The sequence below is a fragment of the Streptomyces sp. NBC_00683 genome (assembly GCF_036226745.1).
Classification (GTDB): domain Bacteria; phylum Actinomycetota; class Actinomycetes; order Streptomycetales; family Streptomycetaceae; genus Streptomyces.
Genome location: NZ_CP109013.1, coordinates 3,961,247 through 3,983,061, shown reverse-complemented (window position 1 = coordinate 3,983,061; position 21,815 = coordinate 3,961,247). Strand labels below are relative to the sequence as shown.

General features: G+C 65.8%; 28 protein-coding genes. 22 read left to right on the top strand and 6 right to left on the bottom strand.

The annotated features are described in order from the left end of the window. Positions 1 to 144 precede the first annotated feature (144 nt). Positions 145 to 900 carry a GntR family transcriptional regulator gene (locus OG257_RS17790; RefSeq protein WP_329208693.1) on the bottom strand — a complete coding sequence of 252 codons (756 nt, stop codon included), beginning with the start codon at positions 898 to 900 and terminating at the stop codon, positions 145 to 147. A 78-nt stretch (positions 901 to 978) separates the two neighbouring features. Between OG257_RS17790 and OG257_RS17785 the strand changes: the two genes are divergently transcribed. The 8 genes from OG257_RS17785 to OG257_RS17750 all read left to right on the top strand — a co-directional run bounded on the left by OG257_RS17785 (position 979) and on the right by OG257_RS17750 (position 6,814). Further along, a complete protein-coding gene (locus tag OG257_RS17785; protein ID WP_329208692.1) occupies positions 979 to 1,257 on the top strand; it encodes a hypothetical protein in 279 nt (92 codons plus the stop codon). Between the two features lie 323 nt (positions 1,258 to 1,580). Then, the gene (locus OG257_RS17780) at positions 1,581 to 1,784 is read left to right on the top strand and encodes a hypothetical protein (RefSeq protein ID WP_329208691.1); all 204 of its coding nucleotides are present in this window, start codon (positions 1,581 to 1,583) and stop codon (positions 1,782 to 1,784) included. Continuing rightward, entirely contained in the window at positions 1,781 to 2,005 is a 225-nt protein-coding gene (locus tag OG257_RS17775) for a hypothetical protein (RefSeq protein WP_329208690.1), read from the top strand. Before OG257_RS17780 ends, OG257_RS17775 begins: the two co-directional genes overlap by 4 nt. Continuing rightward, positions 2,002 to 2,745, top strand: coding sequence for a GntR family transcriptional regulator (locus OG257_RS17770; protein WP_329208689.1), 744 nt, complete (start codon positions 2,002 to 2,004; stop codon positions 2,743 to 2,745). The genes OG257_RS17775 and OG257_RS17770 overlap by 4 nt, the downstream gene beginning before the upstream one ends. Next, positions 2,742 to 3,044 (top strand): hypothetical protein, encoded by a 303-nt coding sequence (locus OG257_RS17765; RefSeq protein ID WP_329208688.1) that lies wholly within the window; start codon positions 2,742 to 2,744, stop codon positions 3,042 to 3,044. The genes OG257_RS17770 and OG257_RS17765 overlap by 4 nt, the downstream gene beginning before the upstream one ends. A gap of 672 nt (positions 3,045 to 3,716) precedes the next feature. Then, the gene (locus tag OG257_RS17760) at positions 3,717 to 4,760 is read left to right on the top strand and encodes a DUF262 domain-containing protein (protein ID WP_329208687.1); all 1,044 of its coding nucleotides are present in this window, start codon (positions 3,717 to 3,719) and stop codon (positions 4,758 to 4,760) included. A 25-nt stretch (positions 4,761 to 4,785) separates the two neighbouring features. Further along, positions 4,786 to 5,463, top strand: a complete 678-nt coding sequence (locus OG257_RS17755) for a hypothetical protein (protein ID WP_329208686.1) — start codon at positions 4,786 to 4,788, stop codon at positions 5,461 to 5,463. 598 nt (positions 5,464 to 6,061) lie between these two features. Further along, positions 6,062 to 6,814 (top strand): hypothetical protein, encoded by a 753-nt coding sequence (locus OG257_RS17750; protein ID WP_329208685.1) that lies wholly within the window; start codon positions 6,062 to 6,064, stop codon positions 6,812 to 6,814. 311 nt (positions 6,815 to 7,125) lie between these two features. On the opposite strand, the gene OG257_RS17745 is transcribed toward OG257_RS17750, so the two are convergent. Beyond that, positions 7,126 to 7,593, bottom strand: coding sequence for an NUDIX hydrolase (locus tag OG257_RS17745; protein WP_329208684.1), 468 nt, complete (start codon positions 7,591 to 7,593; stop codon positions 7,126 to 7,128). 18 nt (positions 7,594 to 7,611) lie between these two features. Here OG257_RS17745 and OG257_RS17740 point away from each other — a divergent pair, with 18 nt between their 5' ends. The 11 genes from OG257_RS17740 to OG257_RS17690 all read left to right on the top strand — a co-directional run bounded on the left by OG257_RS17740 (position 7,612) and on the right by OG257_RS17690 (position 15,375). Continuing rightward, complete coding sequence (locus tag OG257_RS17740; RefSeq protein ID WP_103511814.1) at positions 7,612 to 8,391, top strand: GntR family transcriptional regulator; 780 nt, start codon at positions 7,612 to 7,614, stop codon at positions 8,389 to 8,391. Positions 8,392 to 8,530: 139 nt separating this feature from the next. Continuing rightward, entirely contained in the window at positions 8,531 to 8,887 is a 357-nt protein-coding gene (locus OG257_RS17735; RefSeq protein WP_030636120.1) for an SCO3933 family regulatory protein, read from the top strand. A 2-nt stretch (positions 8,888 to 8,889) separates the two neighbouring features. Continuing rightward, complete coding sequence (locus tag OG257_RS17730; protein ID WP_329208683.1) at positions 8,890 to 10,245, top strand: FtsK/SpoIIIE domain-containing protein; 1,356 nt, start codon at positions 8,890 to 8,892, stop codon at positions 10,243 to 10,245. Positions 10,246 to 10,320: 75 nt separating this feature from the next. Next, positions 10,321 to 10,986 carry a DUF2637 domain-containing protein gene (locus OG257_RS17725; protein ID WP_329208682.1) on the top strand — a complete coding sequence of 222 codons (666 nt, stop codon included), beginning with the start codon at positions 10,321 to 10,323 and terminating at the stop codon, positions 10,984 to 10,986. Between the two features lie 18 nt (positions 10,987 to 11,004). Next, on the top strand, positions 11,005 to 11,196 hold the full coding sequence (locus tag OG257_RS17720) for a mobile element transfer protein (protein ID WP_329208681.1): 192 nt from the start codon (positions 11,005 to 11,007) through the stop codon (positions 11,194 to 11,196). A 12-nt stretch (positions 11,197 to 11,208) separates the two neighbouring features. Next, positions 11,209 to 11,364 carry a hypothetical protein gene (locus OG257_RS17715; RefSeq protein WP_014047489.1) on the top strand — a complete coding sequence of 52 codons (156 nt, stop codon included), beginning with the start codon at positions 11,209 to 11,211 and terminating at the stop codon, positions 11,362 to 11,364. 23 nt (positions 11,365 to 11,387) lie between these two features. Continuing rightward, the gene (locus tag OG257_RS17710; protein ID WP_329208680.1) at positions 11,388 to 11,690 is read left to right on the top strand and encodes a SpdD-like protein; all 303 of its coding nucleotides are present in this window, start codon (positions 11,388 to 11,390) and stop codon (positions 11,688 to 11,690) included. 128 nt (positions 11,691 to 11,818) lie between these two features. Beyond that, positions 11,819 to 13,192 (top strand): replication initiator protein RepSA, encoded by a 1,374-nt coding sequence (gene repSA / locus OG257_RS17705; protein WP_329208679.1) that lies wholly within the window; start codon positions 11,819 to 11,821, stop codon positions 13,190 to 13,192. A gap of 2 nt (positions 13,193 to 13,194) precedes the next feature. Further along, positions 13,195 to 13,395 carry a helix-turn-helix transcriptional regulator gene (locus OG257_RS17700; RefSeq protein WP_014047492.1) on the top strand — a complete coding sequence of 67 codons (201 nt, stop codon included), beginning with the start codon at positions 13,195 to 13,197 and terminating at the stop codon, positions 13,393 to 13,395. After that, positions 13,395 to 14,642, top strand: a complete 1,248-nt coding sequence (locus tag OG257_RS17695; protein ID WP_329208678.1) for a tyrosine-type recombinase/integrase — start codon at positions 13,395 to 13,397, stop codon at positions 14,640 to 14,642. Before OG257_RS17700 ends, OG257_RS17695 begins: the two co-directional genes overlap by 1 nt. 526 nt (positions 14,643 to 15,168) lie before the next feature. Then, positions 15,169 to 15,375, top strand: a complete 207-nt coding sequence (locus tag OG257_RS17690; protein ID WP_261988567.1) for a hypothetical protein — start codon at positions 15,169 to 15,171, stop codon at positions 15,373 to 15,375. 99 nt (positions 15,376 to 15,474) lie between these two features. On the opposite strand, the gene OG257_RS17685 is transcribed toward OG257_RS17690, so the two are convergent. After that, on the bottom strand, positions 15,475 to 16,236 hold the full coding sequence (locus OG257_RS17685; protein ID WP_329208677.1) for a phosphoglyceromutase: 762 nt from the start codon (positions 16,234 to 16,236) through the stop codon (positions 15,475 to 15,477). A gap of 202 nt (positions 16,237 to 16,438) precedes the next feature. On the opposite strand from OG257_RS17685, the gene OG257_RS17680 reads away from it, so the two are divergent. Continuing rightward, a complete protein-coding gene (locus tag OG257_RS17680; RefSeq protein ID WP_329208676.1) occupies positions 16,439 to 17,701 on the top strand; it encodes an MDR family MFS transporter in 1,263 nt (420 codons plus the stop codon). Between the two features lie 66 nt (positions 17,702 to 17,767). Here the strand turns inward: OG257_RS17680 and OG257_RS17675 are convergent, their stop codons facing one another. Next, positions 17,768 to 17,917, bottom strand: a complete 150-nt coding sequence (locus tag OG257_RS17675) for a hypothetical protein (protein ID WP_329208675.1) — start codon at positions 17,915 to 17,917, stop codon at positions 17,768 to 17,770. A 190-nt stretch (positions 17,918 to 18,107) separates the two neighbouring features. Continuing rightward, positions 18,108 to 18,785 carry a phosphate signaling complex protein PhoU gene (gene phoU / locus OG257_RS17670; protein ID WP_329208674.1) on the bottom strand — a complete coding sequence of 226 codons (678 nt, stop codon included), beginning with the start codon at positions 18,783 to 18,785 and terminating at the stop codon, positions 18,108 to 18,110. Between the two features lie 198 nt (positions 18,786 to 18,983). Here phoU and OG257_RS17665 point away from each other — a divergent pair, with 198 nt between their 5' ends. After that, positions 18,984 to 20,255 carry a sensor histidine kinase gene (locus OG257_RS17665; RefSeq protein ID WP_329208673.1) on the top strand — a complete coding sequence of 424 codons (1,272 nt, stop codon included), beginning with the start codon at positions 18,984 to 18,986 and terminating at the stop codon, positions 20,253 to 20,255. Next, entirely contained in the window at positions 20,252 to 20,932 is a 681-nt protein-coding gene (locus tag OG257_RS17660) for a response regulator transcription factor (protein ID WP_006377546.1), read from the top strand. The genes OG257_RS17665 and OG257_RS17660 overlap by 4 nt, the downstream gene beginning before the upstream one ends. Before the next feature lie 165 nt (positions 20,933 to 21,097). On the opposite strand, the gene OG257_RS17655 is transcribed toward OG257_RS17660, so the two are convergent. Further along, positions 21,098 to 21,769, bottom strand: coding sequence for a DUF461 domain-containing protein (locus tag OG257_RS17655; RefSeq protein ID WP_329208672.1), 672 nt, complete (start codon positions 21,767 to 21,769; stop codon positions 21,098 to 21,100). Between the last annotated feature and the right edge of the window lie 46 nt (positions 21,770 to 21,815).

Here is a 21,815-nt window from a genome sequence, read left to right as displayed (position 1 = left end):
CTAGGAACGGTGCTGGCAGACTGGCTGGCTGCGGTTCACGAATATGGGCGACACGTGCACGATGCGAGAGCTGCGCCGCCTTGGGTACGGATTCAGCGAAGCTCTCCGAAACCTGATGCAACGGGGCTGTGAGTTGTGCGCCCGCTAACGGCTGATCGGGATCTCGTAGACGATCTCGCAGTGCGCTGCGGGCACCACGATGTCCGCCGTCTCCACGGGTCGGCCTTGGTCGCTGTAGTACGTCCGCCGGATGTGCGTGACGAGCGCGGCCTTCTGGATGCCGAGTAGCGACGCTTCCTCGGTGGTCGCCTGCCGTGGCTCCGGCTGCTCCACCGCATGGCTGACGGTCACTCCGATCACGGCCATGCGGTTCACGACACCTGCCCCGGCGTGTGGCCCTCCCTCGGGGAGGACGACGAGTGTGCCGGCAGTGAGGTCGTAGGGTTCCCAACTCGTCGACAGCTGCACCGGCCTGCCGTCCGCTAGGAACTCGTACGTCGTCCGCACGCACAACTCGCCCTCAGCGATCCCCAGCCGCGTGGCGATCTCCGTCGGGGCCGGCACCTTCGCCTCGGTCCGGCTCTCCCAGTCGCTCTGCCTGCCGAGAGCCTTCATGTCCTGGCGGAACGGGGACGCCACGGGCTGTTCGCGTGCAGACGACCGCACAACTCGAACTCGTTGCCGGGCTTCGGCGACGTACGTGCCCGATCCGGCTCGGCCCTCCAACACTCCCTGAGAGATCAGCAACTCCTGTGCCCGGCGCACCACGTTCTCACCCACGCCGCACTCCTGGCCGATCTGCGCGCGAGAGGGGAGGCGGTCCCCCGGTCCCCAGACGTGCTCCGCGATGCGCCGCCGGAGTTCGTCGGCGATGCGGAGATACGGCGGTTGCTCAGACATATGGAAAATCTAGTCCACTAGCCCTAATCTAGTTAACTAGCTTCACTGAAAGTGATCGCTGGTGACGGAGGCTGCCCTGTGCCCGCTTCGGGAGTAACCGCGGCGGCCATCGCCGCCCGACTATCCGCCATCGGGCTCCCCACGCGCGTGGAGGAGCACACGCGGTTCACGACGGTCGAGGCGGAAGTACCGGAAACGCTCTCCGCTGAGTCATGGCGGGAGGTCCTGGACGTGGTAGCTGAGGCCGATCGATTCGGACTCCTGGCCACCAGTTTGAACGGCCGCACCCTATGGGCGGCTGTACGCAAAACGGTCCCCACGACGGGCGATGCCGGGGGACCGGGCTATCAGCGATAGGAGCTGAACAGCATGCTCAACCGTATCCGCCGTGCCGCCTCGCTCACCAGAGAGCGGTACTTCTCGAAGGGTCGGCATCGCCGCCCCTTAACGCCCTCCCGGCCGCTGGCCGCTCGCCCCGTCTTCGCACCCGCTGACGCTTCGACCGTCGCCCTGGGGCGGGCTTCGGCCGGCGCGGTCCACCCTTACCCGCTGAGGGGTGAGGACGTCGCGCTTGTGCGTCCGTACCTGCTGGCGTGGGAAGAGCGTGTACGGACACGCGCGGTGGTCGTTGCCCCTCATCTGTCGGCTGACGCCTGGTCGGCCCTTGCGGGGGTTCGCTGATGCCTCCTCGTCGACAGCCGCACCCCACGGACACCGCTTCCGTCCCCTACCGCTCGATCGCGTGCAGGATCGGCACGCACCACTCCTGTATCGAGTCCTCCCCGACCGTGGCGCCGACCGCCGTACCGGTGATCTACGAGGTGTGCGACTGCCCGTGCCACTCGACCCCCGACCCGTATGTGTCTATGGAGGTCGCGGCGTGAGGGGCCGAGCCCCAGGCTGTGCGCTGGTGTCCCCCGTCGAGGTCACCGCGGCCACGGTGCAGCGCGGCGACATCATCCAACTCGGCGGCCAAGCTTGCCGGGTGAGAGACCTTTTCCAGCTCCCGCAGGGGTCCAAGCAACTGGTCTTCGAGTCGGGGGAGCTGCTGGTCATACACACGCGTACCCGGCTCGTCGCCCTGCGCCTGCTGAGAAGGCGGTGACCGGCGCCGTGCCCTCGCGTCACCACGACATCGCCGACGACCTTCGCCACCAGATCACGACGGGCCGCATCAAGTTTGGCGAGCGCCTACCGTCCGAAGTCTGCCTGGCCGACCGGTTCAAGGTCAGCACAGTGACCCTGCGACGTGCCCTCGCCATACTCCAGGGCGAAGGGCTCATCGAGAAGATCCAGGGCAAGGGGAACTACGTCCGTCGCCCTCGCCGCAAGATCATGTACGTCGGCGGCTGGGGCACGCTGGACCCCTGGACCGCCGCTGAGCCAACGTTGCGCGTCACGGTTCGCAGCACCACGGTTCCGGCCTCCGTGCACCTGACGACGTTGCTGAAGGTGCCAACGGGCAGTCCCCTCACAGAGTACTTCTGTCTCAGCCTCGAACAAGGGTCTCCGCACGGCCTGGCCCGCATCTACATCCCGCGCGACCTGGCCCCGGCCGAAGTGCTCGACGACGGCTCCACGTGCCGGGAAGCGATCACGAGATTCGCCGTCCTCGGCCCGTCGCCGGCCACCGTCCGAGAGACGGTCTGCGCTCGATCCCCCACCCCGGACGAAGCCTCGGCCCTCCGGATTGGATCTACCGCGGCAGTCCTCGCGATCACTCGTATCGCCACCGACTCCACCGGCCGCGTTATTGAGGCGGCACTCCTGGCTTTCCCAGGAGACCGCGTCGACGCCGTTTTCACCGCCCACCACGTGCTTGACGAGAGGCAGACCCAAGGATGACGGCACCGAACGAACTGCGGCTTCTCCCGTGGTCGGGCCCGGAGGGCAAGCCCTGCTACCTGAGCACGGATGACCCGGGTGGCTACATGTCCCGCCTGGCGGACAACGTCGAAGCGGTTCAACTCGGCACGGCGGCCGAACTCCTGGAGATGGCATCGGAAAGCCTCGCCGACGAAGACGCGGAGCCGATTGAACTTCGCAACCTGGGCCACGCTCTGACCGGCGCCCTGAAGGATGTACTCAGCGTTGCAGTCAGTCGCGGTCATCTCCTGACGGCGGGCGAGCCCCGCCGAATCTGATTGGACCCAGGCAGAAGACAGCCTTCTACCAGGCGGGGAGGGGAGCCCGAGCACGGAACCGGGGCCCCCTCCCCGTCGCGCTGTGCTGGCACAGATTCTCGGCGCGAACTGGTGCGTTGAGCAAATCTCCCGTACTGGATCAGTCGATCCGGGAGGCCGCGTCAGACGCCGGTCAGTAAGCCACCACGCGCGCCATGAGCTTGGGAATCACCGATCGGCTTGCCCACTCCAGTGCCCCTGACATGCAAGAACGGCAGTCCAGCACTTGTCGGCGGTACTTGTTTCCTACTCAGAGCTGGCCGTTGGTTACCGCGCCTTCTGGTGCTCATCTGGTGCGCGGTATGAGGCGCCCTGCGCACCGTCACGCGGGACAGTGGAAGTCTCCGGGGGCTCTGGAGGACACGCAGCTCGAGCACTTCAGTCATTCTCCCTGTCGAACTACCGGCTCATCGGGAGGATGTGCGAAGACTTCCGCCCTTCTCCTGGGCTTAGGACGAGCGGCTTGACGGGCGGGGAACCAGGCTTGGGGGGACGGCACACCGGTAAGGCTTCACGCTGGCCGCGTGCTCGGTCACAATGTCTTTGATCACCATGTGCGTCACCGAATGCAAGTGAACGGTATGCGCCACTTGGGTGCATTGTTATTAATGTCTAATATGAGAGGATAAGCGATTGGACACCGCTACCGAGCTTCAGGTCGAGTTGGATACTCATCGGCGCGCCGTTGATACCGAGTACTTCGATCTGTCGATTCGCGAAATCGTACGAATGGTTGAAGAAGAAGAGATCCGCGTTGCGCCAGCCTATCAGCGCAAGTTCCGTTGGCCGGATTCAGTACAATCCGCACTAATCGAATCCCTGTTGCTCGGTCTTCCTATCCCGGCCATTTTTGTGGCTACGAATAAAGACGGCACTTGGGACGTGGTGGATGGATTGCAGCGAACGGCAACCATACTGAAATTCTATGGAATCGATGTACCGGACGCCAAAGAACTTCAGTTCGCCGAAAAGCCGCTGCAGCTGACTGAACTTAATCAGCTGAAGAAGTTTTCAGGAATGTCCTACAAGGACCTTCCCATGCCAATCCGGCTGATGCTCGGAAAGCGGTATGTTCGAGTTCAAGTCCTTAGCGACAAGTCGGACCCGGAAGTTCGATTCGAATTGTTTCGGCGCTTGAATGCCGGTGCCGTTGCACTGTCGCCCCAGGAAATCCGTGGCTGTGTGTTCCGTGGCCCTTTCAATAATCTGGTTGAAGAGTTGGCTGTTACTGAGGAGTACAAGTCGCTCCTGAAGCTGCAGCCTAAGAATAAGATGGACGGGACGGCCGAGGAGATCGTTCTTAAGTTCTTTGCCTACATGGATGGCATGGACAAATTTGATGGTGATGTGATCGGGTTTCTGAACGAATACATCAAACGGCGTGCGGACGACACTGATCTCGAAGCAGATAGGAAGCTATTCCTAGATTCTGTGTCTCACTTGCGGTCGGTTACTGGAGGACATTTCACGCGCTCTGGAGTTTCCGTGACGCCAGTCAACCAGCTTGAGGGCGTTCTGATTGGGATCGCGCGGATCCTGAAAGAAGGAAAGCAGCCTAAGATTCCTGCACCGGGATGGGCGAACGACGAGAAGTTGGTTGGATTTAGTACCTCGGGTACAAATAGTCGACCGAAACTGCGCGGCAGAATTCTTCGGTCACAGGAACTCTTCTCCTGACATGATGGTCCTTACGATAAGCGCGGTGTTCGAGAGTGCGGTTGAACAACTTGATCGCGAACGTCGACGCTTGGATTCGCTGGATCGCGCAAATGGGTCGAGCCCACAAGGGTCTACGAAGTTTGACCACGACGGCTTCATTGCAATAAGCAGAGCTCTTTCGTACGTCGTTATGGGAGGGGTCCTTGAAGACCTAATGCGGCAGCTTCCTGCAGCCCTTGCTGCTGACGTGGTAGGCCTCGGCATCGAACGACGACATCTGCCGGCCTCCCTGGTTTCTGCCATGGATTCAGCGACGTTCCGTAAGTGCGGAAACGACAACGTTTCCTCGCTGATAGAACGAGCGGGGATAGTGCGAACGGTTCTAGCGCATGGGCAGGATTCTCGCCCAGTCCTAGACTTTGGCGACCTTTTCAAACTAGCGGATGGGCAAACGATTGGCGAAAAGCACTTTCAGGCGTTGTGGATGATTTTGGGGCTCCCGGGTGACTGGAAGAACGATCCCAATGATTCTTTGCTTCTCAAGGAAATCAAGAGCAAAAGGAATAATGTTGCTCATTGGACTGAGGATCCGGTAGTCATCGGCAGAAGCAAGAGGGGTGCTGATCTCCGTCAAATGATTTCTCGACTAAGTGACCTGATCCAGCATTTCCATCTTGGGGTGTGGTATTGGCTGGAGGATAGAAAACCGGCGACCCCATAATCACGCTGACTAGGCGTGCTGTACAATTAAGTAATTAATTATTTCGAGTAAGCGAGAAGAGGCCGTGGAGAGAAGTCACCCACAGGGCGGGTCAAGCGAAATGCTGCAGCTGCCTCTACCTGTGTCAAACGGCTTTCTCGACGAGTCGCGAATCCTGTCGCCTAAGAAGCCCCCCATTGAGACCGCCGGCCTAGCAGACATTTTCCCCTACTACGCTGGCTTCGCCTTCGATTGGGCCCGTAAGCAACTAAACGATCAGTCGTCTGGTGATCCGGCGAAAGTGGTGCTTGACCCCTGGAATGGGAGTGGTACTACAACGCTGGCTGCACAATGCGATGGGCACCCTTCGTTTGGAATCGACAGGAATCCTGTAGCCAGCTTGGTCGCTCAATTGCGATGCCAGGTGGGTGTTCACGGGGAGCGATCACTGCCTCCCAAGAGAAGTGCAAACACCTCGATTTATGGCGCTAACGATGCGCTATCAAATTGGTTCGCGCCTGCCACAATTCAGCGGATGAGGGAGTGGACTAGCAGCCTCAGTCGAGAATCGATCGAGGCGCGTGCTGTTGGACTGACGAGTCTATTTCGCGTTGTCCGCGTGGTCACCAAGCAGTTTGAAGGTTCTAATCCAACCTGGGTCAAACGAGCTCGGTCATCTGATGATTTGGTAGACATCGCACCGGTAGACTTGGACGATTTGGTCGTCGCGGAACAGGACTACCTCATTGATCGGCTACAGTCGTCCCCCTTCGGCCCTGGTGCAACCACACTTGTCACCGCATCATCGGATCGTTTGCCAATAAGGGACAGTTCGATTGATCTAATCCTAACTTCTCCCCCGTACCTGACGCGCATTGATTATGGCATCGCTTATTCCCGGGAGCTTGCTGTTCTGGGAGTCGATGTCATGAATGGGAGGGATTTGCGTGCAGGGCTCATGGGAACCACGCTTATTCGAAACAATGTAAACCACAAGTTTGTGCCGGGCGTGGTGGCTGAGGATCTGATTAAGCGCGTTTCTTCGCATAGCAGTAAAGCGTCGAGCGGGTATTACCTGAAGCAGACATTGCAATATCTGCGTGATCTCTCTTCAGGTTTCGATGAAATGACTCGAGTTGTACGGGATGGCGGGAGTCTCTGCATGGTTGTTCAGGACTCCTATTACAAAGATGAGCACGTTCCCCTGGCGGATATTTGCGTGGACGAGGCTCGCATTCGCGGTTGGGACCTTGTTCGTATGGAACGGTTCCCCGTCAAGCGGACTCTGACTACCTTGAATAGTTCAGCGCGAGAATATAAGAAATCGCAGGTCGCCGAAAGTGTGATTACTTTCGTCCGAAGGTCGGCGTAACGGCTTTGGGCTGGAGCTGCTTTGGGGCGAGTGATCATGGCCCCGTAAGCTTCCGGCGAGTCGGGCAGTCTGTGGACCTGCCCGTTAAAGCACGACGTTGGGGCCATGATCTTAGAGGCTCGCCCCAAAGTGGCTGCCTAAAGCCGTGGAGCCGACCGCCCCAGCCACAGAGGGTGTATCCCACTCCATGACCGCAGCTCGCGAGCGCGCCGCCGGGCGCGGCCAGCCGGGGCGGAGACAGGAGGCAGGCCGCGCCGCAGAGGCGGCGCGCGCCCGCGCCGTGCGCGGGCCTTGATGAAGTAGGGAAAGTTCTATCGCGCTGGCGTCAGGCGCTTGCCGTCATGGCTTCGCACATGGGGCCCGTTCCCGTCGAGGGCATCCAGCAGCCGGACCGCGTAGACCTCGGACATCCACTCGGTGACCTCGTCCGGCGTGAGCCAGTCGACCGCGGTCGATTCACAGGATGTCCGCTCGCTCCCGCCAGCGGGCTTGCATCGGAAGACCAGGGCCACGATGCCGCGCATGGTGTTCTTGTAGACCCCTGTGAGCTCGTCCACCTCGACGTGGATACCCGTCTCCTCCAGGACCTCGCGCTGAACGCCCGCCTCCGGGGTCTCGTCGAGTTCGAGTACACCGCCGGGGAGCTCCCAAGTGCCGTTGTCGGCACGGCGGATCGCAAGGAGTCGCCCGTCCTCGCGCACGACCACTCCGGCTACGGACACGGAGTGAAGCGGCGTTGACGTGCCTTCCTGCGCACTGTTACTCATGTACAGGAGCATAGGAGGAAGAGAAGGACTATGGAAACAGCGGTAGGAGGTGGGAAGTCCGTACCTCGGTACGTGCAGATCGCCGAGGAGATCGTTCAGCAGATTCGCGCCGGGATCCTTAAGCCCGGTGACATGGTGCCCAGCGAATCAGAGCTCGTGGAGCGCTACGGCGTCTCGGGCGGCACCATCCGCAAGGCCATGGTGGAGGTCCGCGCGAGTGACCTCGTGGAGACCCGCCAGGGCAAGGGGTCCATGGTGAAGGCTCGGCCCCCGGTACGGCACCGGTCCTCGGACCGCTTCAAGCGCTCCCATCGGCAGGGCGGCAAGGCTGCGTACCTCGCCGAGTCGGAACAGTCCGGCGCCAAAGCGGGCGTCAGTGTTCTCTACATCGGTCCGACGGACGCTCCGAACGACATCGCGGAGCGGCTCGGCGTCCCGGCCGGCACTCAGGTGCTCGCCAGGCGTCGCCTCTACTTCCGCAACGAGACCCCAGTGGAGACGGCCACGTCGTACCTCCCGTGGGACGTTGCGAAGGACATCCCCGAGCTGTTCGCGAAGAACCCCGGCGGTGGTGGCATCTATGCCCGCCTCGAAGATCACGGGCATGAGTTCGCCGAGTTCGTCGAGACGCTGCAAGCCCGGCTGGCCACCAAGGCTGAAGCCTCCGAACTGGCCCTGAGTCCCGGCGCTTCAGTGGTTCATCTGATCCGTGAGGCAAGGACGACGGAGGATCGTGTTGTAGAGGTGTGCGACACGCTCATGGCCGCTGACCAGTTTGTTTTCAGCTACCGGATCCCCGCCTCCGACTGACGCGCTCTCAACTCCCCACGGCCCGCCGCGACTTCTTCGTCTCGGCGGGTTGACTCATGTATAGGAGTGATGCACTCTTCTTTATGTCACTCATGTACATGAGTGGCTGAGTCGAAGACATCTATAGGAGTGATCTTCTGTGCGTACGATCCCCGTCGACACCTCCGCCGCGTCCGTGATGGTCGCCAAGCCTCCGCAGATCAAGGTCAAGGACCGCCGGACCGGCGAGATTGCCGTGGACGTCGAGAGCGGCGCGAAGCTCATGACCGTGGACGTGATGTTCGCGGCGAACGAGGAGGTGGAGATCCTTTCGGTCACCGTCCCCGAGCCGGGCATCTCCGGTGAGCTGATGATGGGCACGCCCGTCGCCGTCACCGGACTGATTGCTCGGCCGTGGGAGAACGAGTTCAACGGGCAGAAGCGACACGGCATCGCCTTCCGTGCGGTGGCGGTCACCTCGCTCGTCGCCGCTGCCGAGAAGCCCAAGGCGGCCTGATCATGAGCGGGTCACTGGTCACGCTGCTGCTGGTCGTCGTCACCGCACTGATCCTGCGGTGGCGGCGTCCCGCCTGGTACTGGATGACCTTCGGGGTCACCCTTGCCGCGTTGCGAGTAGCTGTCCGATACGCCTCGGTCATGGACGCCTGCGGGCTCACCGTTCCGCCCGCGCGTTGGCGTCTCTCCCTCGCCCGGATGACGAACCGCTCTGTTCCCGAGTCGAGGGCCCCGCGCATTCTTCGACTCCGGCCTACTCGTACCGGACTGGTCCTGCGGATCAAGCTCCGTCCCGGTCAGGATGCCTTCGACGTTGCCTCGGCCACCGACCGCCTCCGGCACTCCTTCGGGATGTACGGAGTCACCTCCCGCGAACTTCGTTCGGGAATCGTGGAGTTACGGATGACGGGATACGACGTCCTCCGGCGGGTGCAGATGCCCGCCGAAACCGGCCCCGCGCCGATGCGTATCCCCGTCGCACTGCGCGAGGACGGATCCGTCCACTACCGCGACTACCGGGCTGTGCCCCACGGGCTGACGCTCGGCGCGACCGAGTCGGGGAAGTCCGTCTACCAGCGCAACCTGGTCGCCGGCCTCGCGGCGCATGACGTCGCCCTCGTCGGGATCGATTGCAAACAGGGCGTCGAGCTCTTTCCGCTCGCCCGGCGCTTCTCCGCCCTCGCCGACAACCCGGACACCGCCCTCGAACTCCTCGAAGCACTCGTGCAGCACATGGAGGACGTCTACCAGCTCATCCGTTCCGCTCAGCGCATCACCGTCGACGTTCCGGACGCCGACATAGCTGCCGATATCTGGGACCTGCCGGCCGACATACGCCCGACTCCGGTCGTGGTCCTGGTCGACGAGGTTGCCGAGCTGGCGCTGTTCGCCACCAAGGACGAGGAGAAGCGCCGCGACCGGATCGTCACTGCTCTGGTCCGTCTCGCCCAGCTCGGCCGTGCCGCGGGGATCTACCTGGAGATCTGTGGCCAGCGCTTCGGCTCCGAACTTGGCAAGGGCATAACGATGCTCCGTGCCCAACTCACGGGTCGGACCGCCCACCGCGTCAATGACGAGTCCAGCGCCAACATGGCCTTCGGAGACATTGCTCCGGACGCCGTCCTTGCCGCGATCCAGATTCCCACCGACGTTCCCGGCATCGCGGTCTCGGGTGACTCGACCGGTGGATGGACCCGCATCCGGGCACCACACACCTCACTGCGCCAAGCCGTGAACATCTGCAACCGGCACGCCGACCGCACTCCGGATGTGCCCGCCCTCGCGGCCTTCCGGCCCGCCGTCGCACCCCTGGCCTCGGCCACCGCGCCGCTCACCAAAGCCGCGCCCACCACCGCCTGACCTCCCGCTCACCGGTCGGCGTGACCATTCCCGCGCCAAGTCCCTACCCGTCCCATGCCGAAAAGGAGAAGTCCGATGGCCCGTCCCTCCGTGCGCGTGGACGCCGTACTGATCCAAGCCGTGATCGCTGGCGCGCTCTCCTTCGCCCACCTCCACGACCTCGCCGCCGCCGCGGGCCAGGACGGCTGGAAGGCATGGGCCTACCCGATCAGCGTTGATCTGCTCCTGGTCGCTGCCTGGCGGCGGCTACGAAAGGACGGCCCGTCCCGGCTCGCCTGGAACTGGTTCCTGATCGCGCTAGTCGCTTCGCTCGGTGCCAACGTCGCCACCGCCGGATTTCTCGATCTCGCGCACCCTCCGGCCTGGTTGCGCTTCGGCATCGCTGGATGGCCCGCGCTTGCCTTCCTCGGCGGGACGCTCCTCGCCCACACGGAGACCCCGGTCGAGGAGCGCACGCCCGTTCCGGCGGCGCCTACGGCTGATCCCTCGGCGCCGGAGCGCGTCACCGAGGAACAGGCCCCGGAGCTGGAACCAGCGCCGATTCCTACCGCTGAGGAGTCTCCGGTCCTGCCTCCCGCCGAGGCGTCTCCGCCCGTGCCGGCCGCGCTCGTCGACCACGCCCGGAAGGTCGCCGACGACCACCGCGCCCGTACCGGTTCACCGATCGACACCGACACGCTCCGCGCCCGCCTCGGAGTTCCGCCTCAACTCGCCGCCGCGATTGCCGCTCAGCTCGCCTGACCCGAGAGGAGATCCACCATGCCCGCCCGCGACCACTTCCACTCCGTGATGCGGATCGGACCGGTGCAGATCGGTACCCACCGTGACCGGCACGGCCGCACCCAGCACGCCGCTGTGTGCACCGCCGACCGCTGCGGCTGGTCATCCGACTTCACCAGCCGGTCCGCCGCTCAGCTCGCCGCCCGTACCCACCGCTGCAAGGTCCGCTGAAGGAGACCTGCCATGGACGTACCGCTTTGGCTCGCCCTGATCGCCGTCGGCTGGCTCGGCGTGAAGCTGATCCGCCCGCCCTGGTGGCTCGTGCTCGTGCTGTTGCTCGGCGGCTACCTCCTCGCCGACAGCCTCCTGACCCCCGTGATCGACACCGCCGTCAAGTAACCCCCACCGAAGGGAGAACCGCCATGCTCCGCCCAAAGATCCCCACCAACCCGTTGCCGACCGGAATCGTCACCGGAACCGCCCGGAGCGACGTCCCCGCCGTGCCCCGCCAGACCCCGGCCCCGGCCCCTACGGCTCCCGCACGTCCCACGGTTCAGCTCACGCCCGGTGCCGTCGTCGCCGTCATCGGTGGCGGCACGGCCGTGGTGCTGGTCGTCGGCGCGGTCCTGGTCTCCATGCTCCTCGCGGTCGCCGTCACCGCCGCGTCGCTCGCCATCAGCGCCCTGGTCATCCGGTCGCTCGTGGCGTCGCAGAGCCATCGTTGACCGGCTTCCGGGCGGCCTCGACACCGCCAAGCATCCGCCGCCCGGAAGCCGTGCTCCTGCCCGAACCACAGATCCGGAAGGAAGCACCATCATGACCGACCGCACCGCCCGCCGCCGGGGGAGTGCACATGCCTGAATCGCAGCTCGACCGGCTCACCCTCGGCGACCTGCTGAGGGTGGCCTCGGCCCCCGAGTTCCACCGCTGGGAGGACCAGATCCGCCGCACCGGTGGCTGCTCCGACCCAATCCACCTGACCGGTTGGACCCTCACCAAGGACAAGACCACCGGCGAGACCCTTCACCACTACTCGACCGAGACCGAGCCCGGCCGACGTCTCCGCCTCGCCTGCGGAAATCGCCGCGCTTCCCGCTGCCCCTCCTGCGCCTGGACGTACGCCGGAGACACCTACCACCTGATCCGCGCGGGCCTGGCCGGAGACGACCGCCGTGACGTCCCCGCCACCGTGCGGGATCACCCCCGCGTCTTCGTCACCCTCACTGCTCCGTCCTTCGGCCCCGTTCACAACCGTCCCGACCATGGCATCTGCCGCTGCGGTGGCCGGCACTCCGCGGACTCACCCGAACTAGGCACCGCCCTGGATCCCGAGACGTACGACTACGCCGGATCGGTCCTGTTCAACAACCACGCCGGCGACCTCTGGATGCGGTTCACCACTCGCCTCCGACGGGAGATTGCGGCCCGCGCCGGACTCACGCAGGTGGAGCTGAAGGAATCGGTTCGGCTCTCGTACGGCAAGGTTGCCGAGTTCCAGAAGCGCGGCGCGATTCACTTCCACGCCGTGATGCGGATCGACGGGCCGGAGGGGCCCGGCACCCCGCCTCCGTCCTGGGCCACCGTCGACCTGCTTACCGACTCAATACGCGCAGCCGCTCGACACAGCTACACCTCGGTGTCCGCTCCCGCCACCGACGATCAGCCCGCTCGTACCTTCCGCTGGGGCACACAACTCGACGTCCGCCCGGTCGCTGCCTTCGGCGACGGCTCCGATGTCACCGAACAGGCTGTGGCGGCCTACGTCGCGAAGTACGCAACCAAAGCGGCGGAGAACACCGGCACTCTGGACCGCCGCATTGGCGAACTCTCCGAGCTCGATCGCCACGGCGTTCCCGACCACGCCCGCCGTCTCATCGCCGCATGCCACCTCCTCGATCCGCTCTACCCCGAACGTCGGCTGCGTGCCTGGGCGCACATGCTCGGGTTCCGCGGGCACTTCTCCTCGAAGTCTCGCCGCTACTCGACCACCCTCGGCGAGCTCCGCCAGGCCCGCGCCGACTTCCGTGCCGCGCAGGAACGGCAATCCCTCGGCCTGGAGGACCGCGTCCCGGACACCGTGCTCGTCCTGTCCGACTGGCAGTACGCAGGCCACGGCCACTCACCCGGCGAATCCGTCCTCGCCGCGACCATCGCCCGGGGTCTCCAGCTCAATCGCGAAACCGCCCGTGAAGCCATGGCGGATCTGGTCGACGAGGGGGAGTGGTGAATATGGCGCTTCCTCTGCCGAGTCGCTATCTGACGCCTGACGACCTGGTCGAGATGTTCGAGCTTCCCAGCGTCGAGACGGTCTACCAGTGGCGCCGGAAGCGGACAGGCCCCCGCGGCTTCCGCGTCGGCCGGCACCTCCGCTTCGACCCCGACGACGTACGGGCCTGGGTCGACTCCCGTCGGGGCGAGGTGGCTGCCTGATGGCCGGACACATTCAGGACCGCTGGTTCGTGACCGTGACTGGCCCTGACGGTAAGCCCCGCAAGGTGAAGTCGGATCGCTACGGAGTGGGGTCCCGCTACCGTGCGCGCTACGTTGGGCCGGACGGCACGGAGAAGTCGAAGAGCTTCCCGGACCGACAGAAGCGGCTTGCCGATCAGTGGCTGGCCCATACCGAAGCGGACATGGCGCGGGGACAGTACATCGATCCCCGCGCGGCCCGGACCACCTTCCAGCAGTACGCGGAGGGCTGGGTGTCCACCCAAGGGGCGGACCCCAACACGCAAGCCTCGATGGAGTCGCAGCTCCGGCTGCACGCGTTTCCGTACCTCGGCACGCGTCCGCTTGGCTCGTTTCAGCCGGCGCACATCCGCGACTGGGTGCAGCAGCTCCAGGCGAACGGTGTCCGTGGCTCGTACGCCCGGACGATCTACTCCAACGTCCGGGCGGCTCTCAGCGCGGCCGTGGACGACGGGCACCTTCCTCGGAATCCTTGCGCTGCCCGTTCGGTACGGCCGCCGACCGTGGACACGAAGCGCGTCACGCCGTGGACGGCGAAACGGCTCTTCGCTGTGCGAGCGGGCATGCCGGAGCGGTATCAGGCGATGGTCGACCTGGGCGCCGGCTGCGGCCTGCGGCAAGGCGAGATCCTGGGTGTCGCGGTGAACGCGATCAACTTCCGGTCGGACACGTTGCACGTCGTCCAGCAGCTCAAGCTGAGCCGCAGCAAGCCCGTCTTCGCTCCGCCCAAGGGCGGCAAGCTGCGGGATGTGCCGCTTCCCGGCCCTGTCGCTGACGCGCTGCGGGCACACATGAAGCAGTTCCCACCGGTCGAGATCACGTTGCCGTGGAAGGTGGCGGGCGGACCGCTGGTGACCAAACGGCTCATCTTCATGGGTCCGCGGGGTGGTCACGTTTGGCGAACCTCGCTGAACGAGGAGGCGTGGAAACCGGCTCTGGCCTCGGCCGGAGTCATCCCGGTCCCGGCGGCCGGCGCCCCGCACGCCGAGTCACGTGAGAACGGCATGCACGCGATGCGGCACTTCTACGCGTCGGTGCTGCTGGACGCTGGGGAGAGCATCAAGGCAGTTGCTGAGTACCTCGGTCACTCGGACCCTGGGCTGACGCTGCGGGTGTACGCGCATCTGATGCCGTCCAGCCAGGAGCGCACGCGCAAGGCGGTCAGTGCGATCTTCGGATCGCAGATCGTCGAATCATGTAACGGCTAGTTCTCGAGGGCGTCTGATTTGGTGCCGGAACCTCGCATCTGAAATCTGCTCTAGGTTCCAAGTATGAGTTTCGAAGCAAGGTTGAAATCGGTAAGGCTGAACCGGTTATCCGTAACCGATTACGGATAACCGGTTGTCCGTAATCGGTTCACCTGAATCGGTTCCGGAAACCAGTTGCTCATATCTGGCGGCTCCCCGCACGGCATCGTCCCGGTACCTTGTGGGGTCGGGAGGCGCGAGGTGACACGGGTCGGCACCAGGCCACGAGGGACAACGAGGGGCAACGAGGGGCCACGAGCCGCAACGGACGGCTCCTGGAAAGATTGGCGAGTCTTCGAGAAATGTTGGGGCTCTCTGGCTGTCCATCTGCATGGACAATCTGTCTATGCAAACGAACAGGGTGGCTTTCAGCTGCACGTTTGTCTGGCGCGTGATGACTATGGGAAAGTTCATGCGGCATGCGAATGCCGCCCGGCCAGGGGCGGCATTCGCCTCCATTGCCACGCCTCAGAAATCACCTTGCGAAGTGAACCGAGCACAGCTGGAGGGCTTCATGGTCCCACGCGTCGGCGTAACCGTCGATATCCACCCGCGCGATCTCCCGATCGCGCTCATCGGCACAGCCGGCGGCGCACTCGCCCTCTGGGCTGACGCCCCCGCAGAGATCGCCGTACCCGTGGCACTGCTGATCGTCCTCGACATCCGCATCCGCCGCTGGAGCCGCCGCGCCTGACGGCCCGTTGAGCATGTGACGGCCCACAGACGGCCCAGCGCACCAAAAAGCCCCCCACCAAGCGGAAAACCCGCAGGTGGGGGGCTTCTTCGGCTCTGCTTACTTCTTCTTGCCCTGGTTCTTCACGGCCTCGATGGCGGCCTTCGCCGCGTCCGGGTCGAGGTACGTGCCGCCCGGCTTCAGCGGGCGGAAGTCGGCGTCCAGCTCGTACGCGAGCGGGATGCCGGTCGGGATGTTGAGGCCCGAGATGGCGTCGTCGGAGATGCCGTCCAGGTGCTTCACCAGGCCGCGCAGGCTGTTGCCGTGGGCGGCGACCAGGACGGTCTTGCCGTCGAGGAGGTCCGGGACGATGCCGTCGTACCAGTACGGCAGCATGCGGTCGACGACGTCCTTGAGGCACTCCGTGCGCGGGCGCAGCTCCGAGGGGATGGAGGCGTAGCGCGGGTCGTCGCTCTGCGAGAACTCGGTGCCGTCCTCGAGGGCGGGCGGCGGGGTGTCGTACGAGCGGCGCCACAGCATGAACTGCTCCTCGCCGAACTCGGCGAGCGTCTGGGCCTTGTCCTTGCCCTGGAGGGCGCCGTAGTGGCGCTCGTTCAGGCGCCAGGAGCGGTGGACGGGGATCCAGTGGCGGTCCGCGGCTTCCAGCCCGAGCTGGGCGGTGCGGATCGCGCGCTTCTGGAGGGAGGTGTGCACGACGTCGGGGAGCAGGCCGGCGTCCTTGAGCAGCTCACCGCCGCGGACCGCCTCCTTCTCGCCCTTGTCGGTGAGGTCTACGTCCACCCAGCCGGTGAACAGGTTCTTGGCGTTCCATTCGCTCTCGCCGTGGCGGAGGAGGATCAGCTTGTACGGTGCGTCGGCCATGACTCCGAGCGTAATCGAACCCGCGCGGCCTCCGCGCGCCCGGTCACAGGGCGGACAAAGGGGGGTGCGGGGCCGCGTCGTTTGACGATGGGCGTCAATCGAGTGGCGGTTCGGGACCCCGTCTTCGTAATGTTCGGACTGCTATAGGGCCGCTTACAAACTGTCGGCTCGCATCCGTTCGCACGTCCCCAGGGGGAGCCCTATGTCCGTCGCCGGTCTCAGGAAGGCGGCACACGAGACGGTTGCCGGGCTCCCCAGGGAGTTCTGGTGGCTGTGGACCAGCACGCTGGTCAACCGCCTGGGGGCGTTCGTCGCCACGTTCATGGCGCTCTATCTGACCCTGGACCGGGGCTACTCGGCCTCGTACGCCGGTCTGGTCGCAGCCCTCCACGGGCTCGGCGGAGTCGTCTCCTCGCTCGGGGCCGGGGTGATGACGGACCGGCTGGGACGCCGGCCCACCATGCTGATCGCGCAGCTGTCGACCGCGGCGTCGGTGGCCGTCCTCGGCTTCATGGTCCATCCGGCCGCGATCGCCGCCATGGCCTTCGTGGTCGGCATGGCCAGCAACGCGTCCCGGCCGGCCGTGCAGGCGATGATGGCCGACATCGTCCGGCCCGAGGACCGGGTGCGTGCCTTCTCGCTCAACTACTGGGCCATCAACCTGGGCTTCGCGATCTCCTCGGCGGCGGCAGGTTTCATCGCCGAGTACAGCTATCTGGCCGGCTTCCTGGGCGAGGCCGCCATGACGCTGGTCTGCGCCGTCGTCGTCTTCCTCAAGGTGCCGGAATCCCGGCCCGAGGCGGCGCCCCGGGTGGCAGGGACCCGCGCCCCGGACGACGTGCGGCTGATGACGGTCCTGCGCGACGGGCGCTACATGGGCGTCGTCGGGCTGTCGTTCCTGGTCGCGCTGATCTTCCAGCAGGGGCATCTGGGGCTGCCGGTGGCCATGGGTGCGGACGGGTTCTCCAGCTCGGACTTCGGCACGGCCATCGCCGTCAACGGCGTGCTGATCGTGGTCCTGCAGATTCCCGTCACCCGGTTCATCCAGCACCGCGACCCACGCCGTCTGCTGATCATCTCGTCCGTGCTCGCGGGGTACGGGTTCGGGCTGACGGCCTTCGCGGGGTCGGTCGGCGTGTACGCGCTCACGGTGTGCGTCTGGACCCTCGCCGAGATCGTCAACGCCCCGACGCAGACGGGCATCGTCGTCCAGCTCTCCCCGGCACACGGCCGGGGCCGCTACCAGGGCATGTACACGCTGTCATGGTCCGCCGCGGCGCTCGTCGCCCCGCTGATGTCCGGCTTCGTGATCGACCACTACGGCGCGGACTGGCTGTGGGTGACCTGCGCGGTGCTGGGCACCGTGGCGGCGTTCGGCTACTGGCTGCTGATGCGGAAGCTGCCGGATCCTGTGGCCGCGGCACCCGTCGCTCCCGAGCGGGCGGTCGCCGAGCCGGCGGTCTGACCGGGGGCGTGGCGATGCCCCGCCGCGGACACGCGTCCGCTGCGGGGCACCTTCGTATCTGCCCGGTCAGCCGGAGCAGCCGCCGCACTGGCACGGCGCGCCGGACTGGCAGCCGCACCCGCAGCCCGAGCCGCATCCGCAGGCTCCGAGCACGGTCAGCTGCACCACTTCGGTCGGGGTCTCCTGCTGGGGTTCGGTCATGGGCGAATCGGCCATGGTCCCTCCTCGGGGGGTACGACTCGGCGGCGTACGACAGCTGCCTGTGAGCCCTCGTACGACAGCTGTGCACGACGGGGGCATACGGCATGGCGTGCCGCCCCCGCCCCCATTGCATGCCCACCCCGGCGGGCGCATCAACGGCGCACGCGCGCGGGGACAAACGTGCGACCGCGCGCGTTCCGCGCCCCTACGCCCCTTCCACCGGCGTGGACGTCTGGATTTCGTCCGCGTGCTCACCCGTCACCAGGTAGACGACGCGCTTGGCGACCGACACGGCGTGGTCGGCGAAGCGCTCGTAGTAGCGGCCGAGCAGCGTCACGTCGACGGCCGTCTCGATGCCGTGCTTCCAGCGGTCGTCCATCAGGTGCTGGAACAGCGTTCGGTGCAGCAGGTCCATCTCGTCGTCGTCCTGCTCCAGCTGGAGCGCCAGGTCGACGTCCTTCGTGATGATGACCTCGGCGGCCTTCGCCATCAGCCGCTGCGCGAGCTGTCCCATCTCCAGGATGGTGGCGTGCAGGTCGTGCGGCACGGCGGAATTGGGGAAGCGCAGCCGGGCCAGCTTGGCGACGTGCTGGGCGAGGTCGCCCGAGCGCTCCAGGTCCGCGCTCATCCGCAGCGAGGTGACCACGATCCGCAGATCGGTCGCGACCGGCTGCTGGCGTGCCAGCAGCGCGATGGCCCGTGCCTCCAGATCGTGCTGCAGGTCGTCGACCTTCTGGTCCGCGGCGATCACGGTCTCGGCGAGCTTGAGATCGGCGTCGAGCATGGACGTCGTAGCCCGGCCGATCGCCGAGCCGACGAGCCGGGCCATCTCGACCAGGCCTTCGCCGATCGAATCGAGTTCCTCGTGGTAAGCGTCGCGCATGGAAGTCCCTCTCCAGATCCTTACTGAGCCGGGGTCTCTGGGCTGACCCCCACGCTCCCACGGTGGGGGCACAACGAGTCGGGATCCGGCCCCCGAAGTGAACCGGCACTTTCTCCTCGGTGAACTCTGGGCGACGAGTGTTCGAGAAGGCACCCGGATGGCTGGGAGAGACCCGACGCACCCGCATAACCTTGAAGCATGGACGTGAACGCGGCAGTCGCCGCAGCTGCCGCGATAGCCGGGTTGTGCACCGGTGTCATCGCGATGCTGGCGTTCCGCTGGAGCGAACGCGAGCAGAGGCAGCCCACGCGTACGTCCCTGCGGCCCGACAGCAACGCCGCGCTGCCCCCCGGGGTGGACACGGTCCTCTCCGTGCTCAGCTCCTCGGCCGTCGTGCTCGACGAGAGCGACAGCGTCGTCAAGGCCAGCTCCGCCGCGTATGCGCTGGGCCTGGTCAGGGGCGGGCGCCTGTCGGTCGAGGCGATGCTCCACATGGCCAGGGACACCAGGCGCGACGGTGAGATACGACAGGTCGAGCTCGACCTCCCACGGCGCGGTACGGGGCGGGGCGAGGCGCTCGCCGTCTCGGCCCGGGTCGCTCCGCTGGGTTCCCGGCTGGTGCTGCTGCTGGTCGAGGACCTCACCGAGGCCCGTCGCATAGAAGCGGTACGGCGCGACTTCGTCGCCAACGTCAGCCATGAGCTCAAGACCCCGGTCGGCGCGCTCTCGCTGCTCTCCGAGGCCGTCATGGACGCTTCCGACGACCCGGAGGCGGTGGAGCGGTTCGCCGGGCGCATGCAGATCGAGGCGACCCGGCTGACCAACCTCGTACAGGAGCTCATCGACCTCTCCCGGGTCCAGAACGACGATCCGCTCGAGGACGCCGAACCCGTTCGGGTGGAAGAACTGGTCGCCGAAGCCATCGACCGGTGCCGCCAGCAGGCGGGCTCCAAGCAGATCACCATGGCCTCGGGCGGTACGGCGGACCTCTTCGTCTGGGGAAACCGCGGTCAGCTCGCCGCCGCGCTCGGCAATCTCGTGGAGAATGCCGTCAACTACAGCCCCGCCCGCACCCGCGTCGGCATCGCTGCCCGGCGGCTGGTCGCACCGGGCGGGGATCTGATCGAGATAGCCGTGACCGACCAGGGCATCGGCATCTCCGAGAAGGACCGCGAGCGGGTGTTCGAGCGGTTCTACCGCGTCGACCCGGCCCGCTCCCGGGCCACTGGTGGCACCGGTCTCGGCCTCGCCATCGTCAAGCATGTGGCCGCCTCGCACGGCGGGGAGGTCACCGTCTGGAGCTCTGAGGGCCAGGGCTCCACCTTCACCCTGCGACTGCCCGAGTCGGGCGTCGTACGGGGGCGCACCACCGGCGGACCGCTCATCGTCAACGGTCACCCCGTTGAGGACGAGGGGCCGTACGAGACCGACACTTTTGAACCATTTCCTGCCCCGGAGGCTCTTCCGTGACCCGAGTGCTTGTCGTCGAGGATGAGGAATCCTTCAGCGACGCCCTGTCCTACATGCTCCGCAAGGAAGGCTTCGAGGTCGCCATCGCGGCCACCGGCCCCGACGGTCTCGACGAGTTCGAGCGCAACGGCGCCGACCTCGTCCTGCTGGACCTGATGCTGCCCGGGCTGCCCGGCACGGAGGTCTGCCGGCAGCTGCGGGTGAAGTCCAACGTTCCGGTGATCATGGTCACCGCCAAGGACAGCGAGATCGACAAGGTCGTGGGCCTGGAAATAGGAGCCGACGACTATGTGACCAAGCCCTTCTCCTCGCGGGAGCTGGTGGCCCGCATCCGCGCGGTCCTGCGCCGCCGCGGGGAGCCGGAGGAGGTCACCCCGGCCGCCCTGGAGGCCGGTCCGGTGCGGATGGACGTGGACCGTCACGTCGTCACCGTCTCCGGCGGCAAGGTCGACCTCCCGCTGAAGGAGTTCGACCTCCTGGAGATGCTGCTGCGCAACGCGGGCCGCGTCCTGACGCGCATGCAGCTGATCGACCGGGTCTGGGGTGCGGACTACGTGGGCGACACCAAGACCCTCGACGTCCACGTGAAGCGACTCCGCGCCAAGATCGAGCCGGACCCGGGAGCGCCGCGGTACCTGGTGACGGTGCGGGGCCTGGGCTACAAGTTCGAGCCGTAAACCGGTGAACGAGGCGGCGCCGCATTGACGCCGGAAACACGTCCGGCCGTACGGGCTGCCGCAGAGGCAGCGGCCGTGGTAGCCGCAGCCGCAGTCCCAGCCGCATTGCCAGTCGCATGAAAAGGGGCGTCTCCCGGCCGGAGACGCCCCTTCTTCACGCGTGGGTCAGTGGTCGGCGGACGCCTCGCCCGTCGGCGTGGCGGAGCCGCTCTCCGGCTCGGAGGTCGCCCCCTCCGACGCCGAACCCGACGGGGTGCCCGTCGGCTCGCCCGGCGTCTCGGAGGCGTCCTCCGAGGGCTTCGGGGTGGGCTTCGGCGACGGCGCCGTGCTCGGGCCGAAGTCCTTGAAGAAGCCGGATGCCGGAACGATCATGGAGCCGAGCCCGATGTCACCGGTCTCGCTGAACTGGAAGACGACCTGCTGTACGCCGCCGTCCTGCCCGACCTGGCTGCCGTCCTCGATCACGGCGGAGGCGTTGCCCTTGCCGCCCAGGATGACCCGTCCGCCGGACGGGATGACGACCGGTCCCTTGCCCTTGGCGGCGCGCAGTTCCACGGTGGCGCTGGTGCCGGGCAGCGTGATCGCTTCCAGGACCTCGCTGCCGGGGCCGTTGTTGAACAGCGTGGCGGTGACGGCGGCCGGACCCTCCGTCTCGTGCCCGGGCTGAGTGATGACGTTCGCGTTCTGGATCTTGATGTGGTCGACAGCGGTGGCTGCGTTGTCCGGCCTGACCTTGAGCGTCTCCGCGTTGTTGCCCGCACTGCACGCGGACAACGAGGCGATGGAGAACACGAGGGCAGTGGCGGCGAGGGCGCCGTGTCGAAGGCTGCGGCTCACGGCGGCGGCAACTCCTTGAACGTTCGGACTGCGGACTTCGGACTCT

Excerpts from the sequence above, each read along its gene's own strand:
- OG257_RS17740 (WP_103511814.1), top strand. The coding sequence starts at position 7,612 with ATGGAAACAGCGGTAGGAGGTGGGAAGTCCGTACCTCGGTACGTGCAG.
- OG257_RS17720 (WP_329208681.1), top strand. The coding sequence starts at position 11,005 with ATGCCCGCCCGCGACCACTTCCACTCCGTGATGCGGATCGGACCGGTG.
- OG257_RS17725 (WP_329208682.1), top strand. The coding sequence starts at position 10,321 with ATGGCCCGTCCCTCCGTGCGCGTGGACGCCGTACTGATCCAAGCCGTG.
- OG257_RS17765 (WP_329208688.1), top strand. The coding sequence starts at position 2,742 with ATGACGGCACCGAACGAACTGCGGCTTCTCCCGTGGTCGGGCCCGGAG.
- OG257_RS17745 (WP_329208684.1), bottom strand. The coding sequence starts at position 7,593 with ATGCTCCTGTACATGAGTAACAGTGCGCAGGAAGGCACGTCAACGCCG.
- OG257_RS17780 (WP_329208691.1), top strand. The coding sequence starts at position 1,581 with ATGCCTCCTCGTCGACAGCCGCACCCCACGGACACCGCTTCCGTCCCC.
- OG257_RS17675 (WP_329208675.1), bottom strand. The coding sequence starts at position 17,917 with ATGGCCGATTCGCCCATGACCGAACCCCAGCAGGAGACCCCGACCGAA.
- phoU (WP_329208674.1), bottom strand. The coding sequence starts at position 18,785 with ATGCGCGACGCTTACCACGAGGAACTCGATTCGATCGGCGAAGGCCTG.
- OG257_RS17665 (WP_329208673.1), top strand. The coding sequence starts at position 18,984 with ATGGACGTGAACGCGGCAGTCGCCGCAGCTGCCGCGATAGCCGGGTTG.
- OG257_RS17700 (WP_014047492.1), top strand. The coding sequence starts at position 13,195 with ATGGCGCTTCCTCTGCCGAGTCGCTATCTGACGCCTGACGACCTGGTC.
- OG257_RS17790 (WP_329208693.1), bottom strand. The coding sequence starts at position 900 with ATGTCTGAGCAACCGCCGTATCTCCGCATCGCCGACGAACTCCGGCGG.
- repSA (WP_329208679.1), top strand. The coding sequence starts at position 11,819 with ATGCCTGAATCGCAGCTCGACCGGCTCACCCTCGGCGACCTGCTGAGG.
- OG257_RS17680 (WP_329208676.1), top strand. The coding sequence starts at position 16,439 with ATGTCCGTCGCCGGTCTCAGGAAGGCGGCACACGAGACGGTTGCCGGG.
- OG257_RS17685 (WP_329208677.1), bottom strand. The coding sequence starts at position 16,236 with ATGGCCGACGCACCGTACAAGCTGATCCTCCTCCGCCACGGCGAGAGC.
- OG257_RS17695 (WP_329208678.1), top strand. The coding sequence starts at position 13,395 with ATGGCCGGACACATTCAGGACCGCTGGTTCGTGACCGTGACTGGCCCT.
- OG257_RS17730 (WP_329208683.1), top strand. The coding sequence starts at position 8,890 with ATGAGCGGGTCACTGGTCACGCTGCTGCTGGTCGTCGTCACCGCACTG.
- OG257_RS17710 (WP_329208680.1), top strand. The coding sequence starts at position 11,388 with ATGCTCCGCCCAAAGATCCCCACCAACCCGTTGCCGACCGGAATCGTC.
- OG257_RS17715 (WP_014047489.1), top strand. The coding sequence starts at position 11,209 with ATGGACGTACCGCTTTGGCTCGCCCTGATCGCCGTCGGCTGGCTCGGC.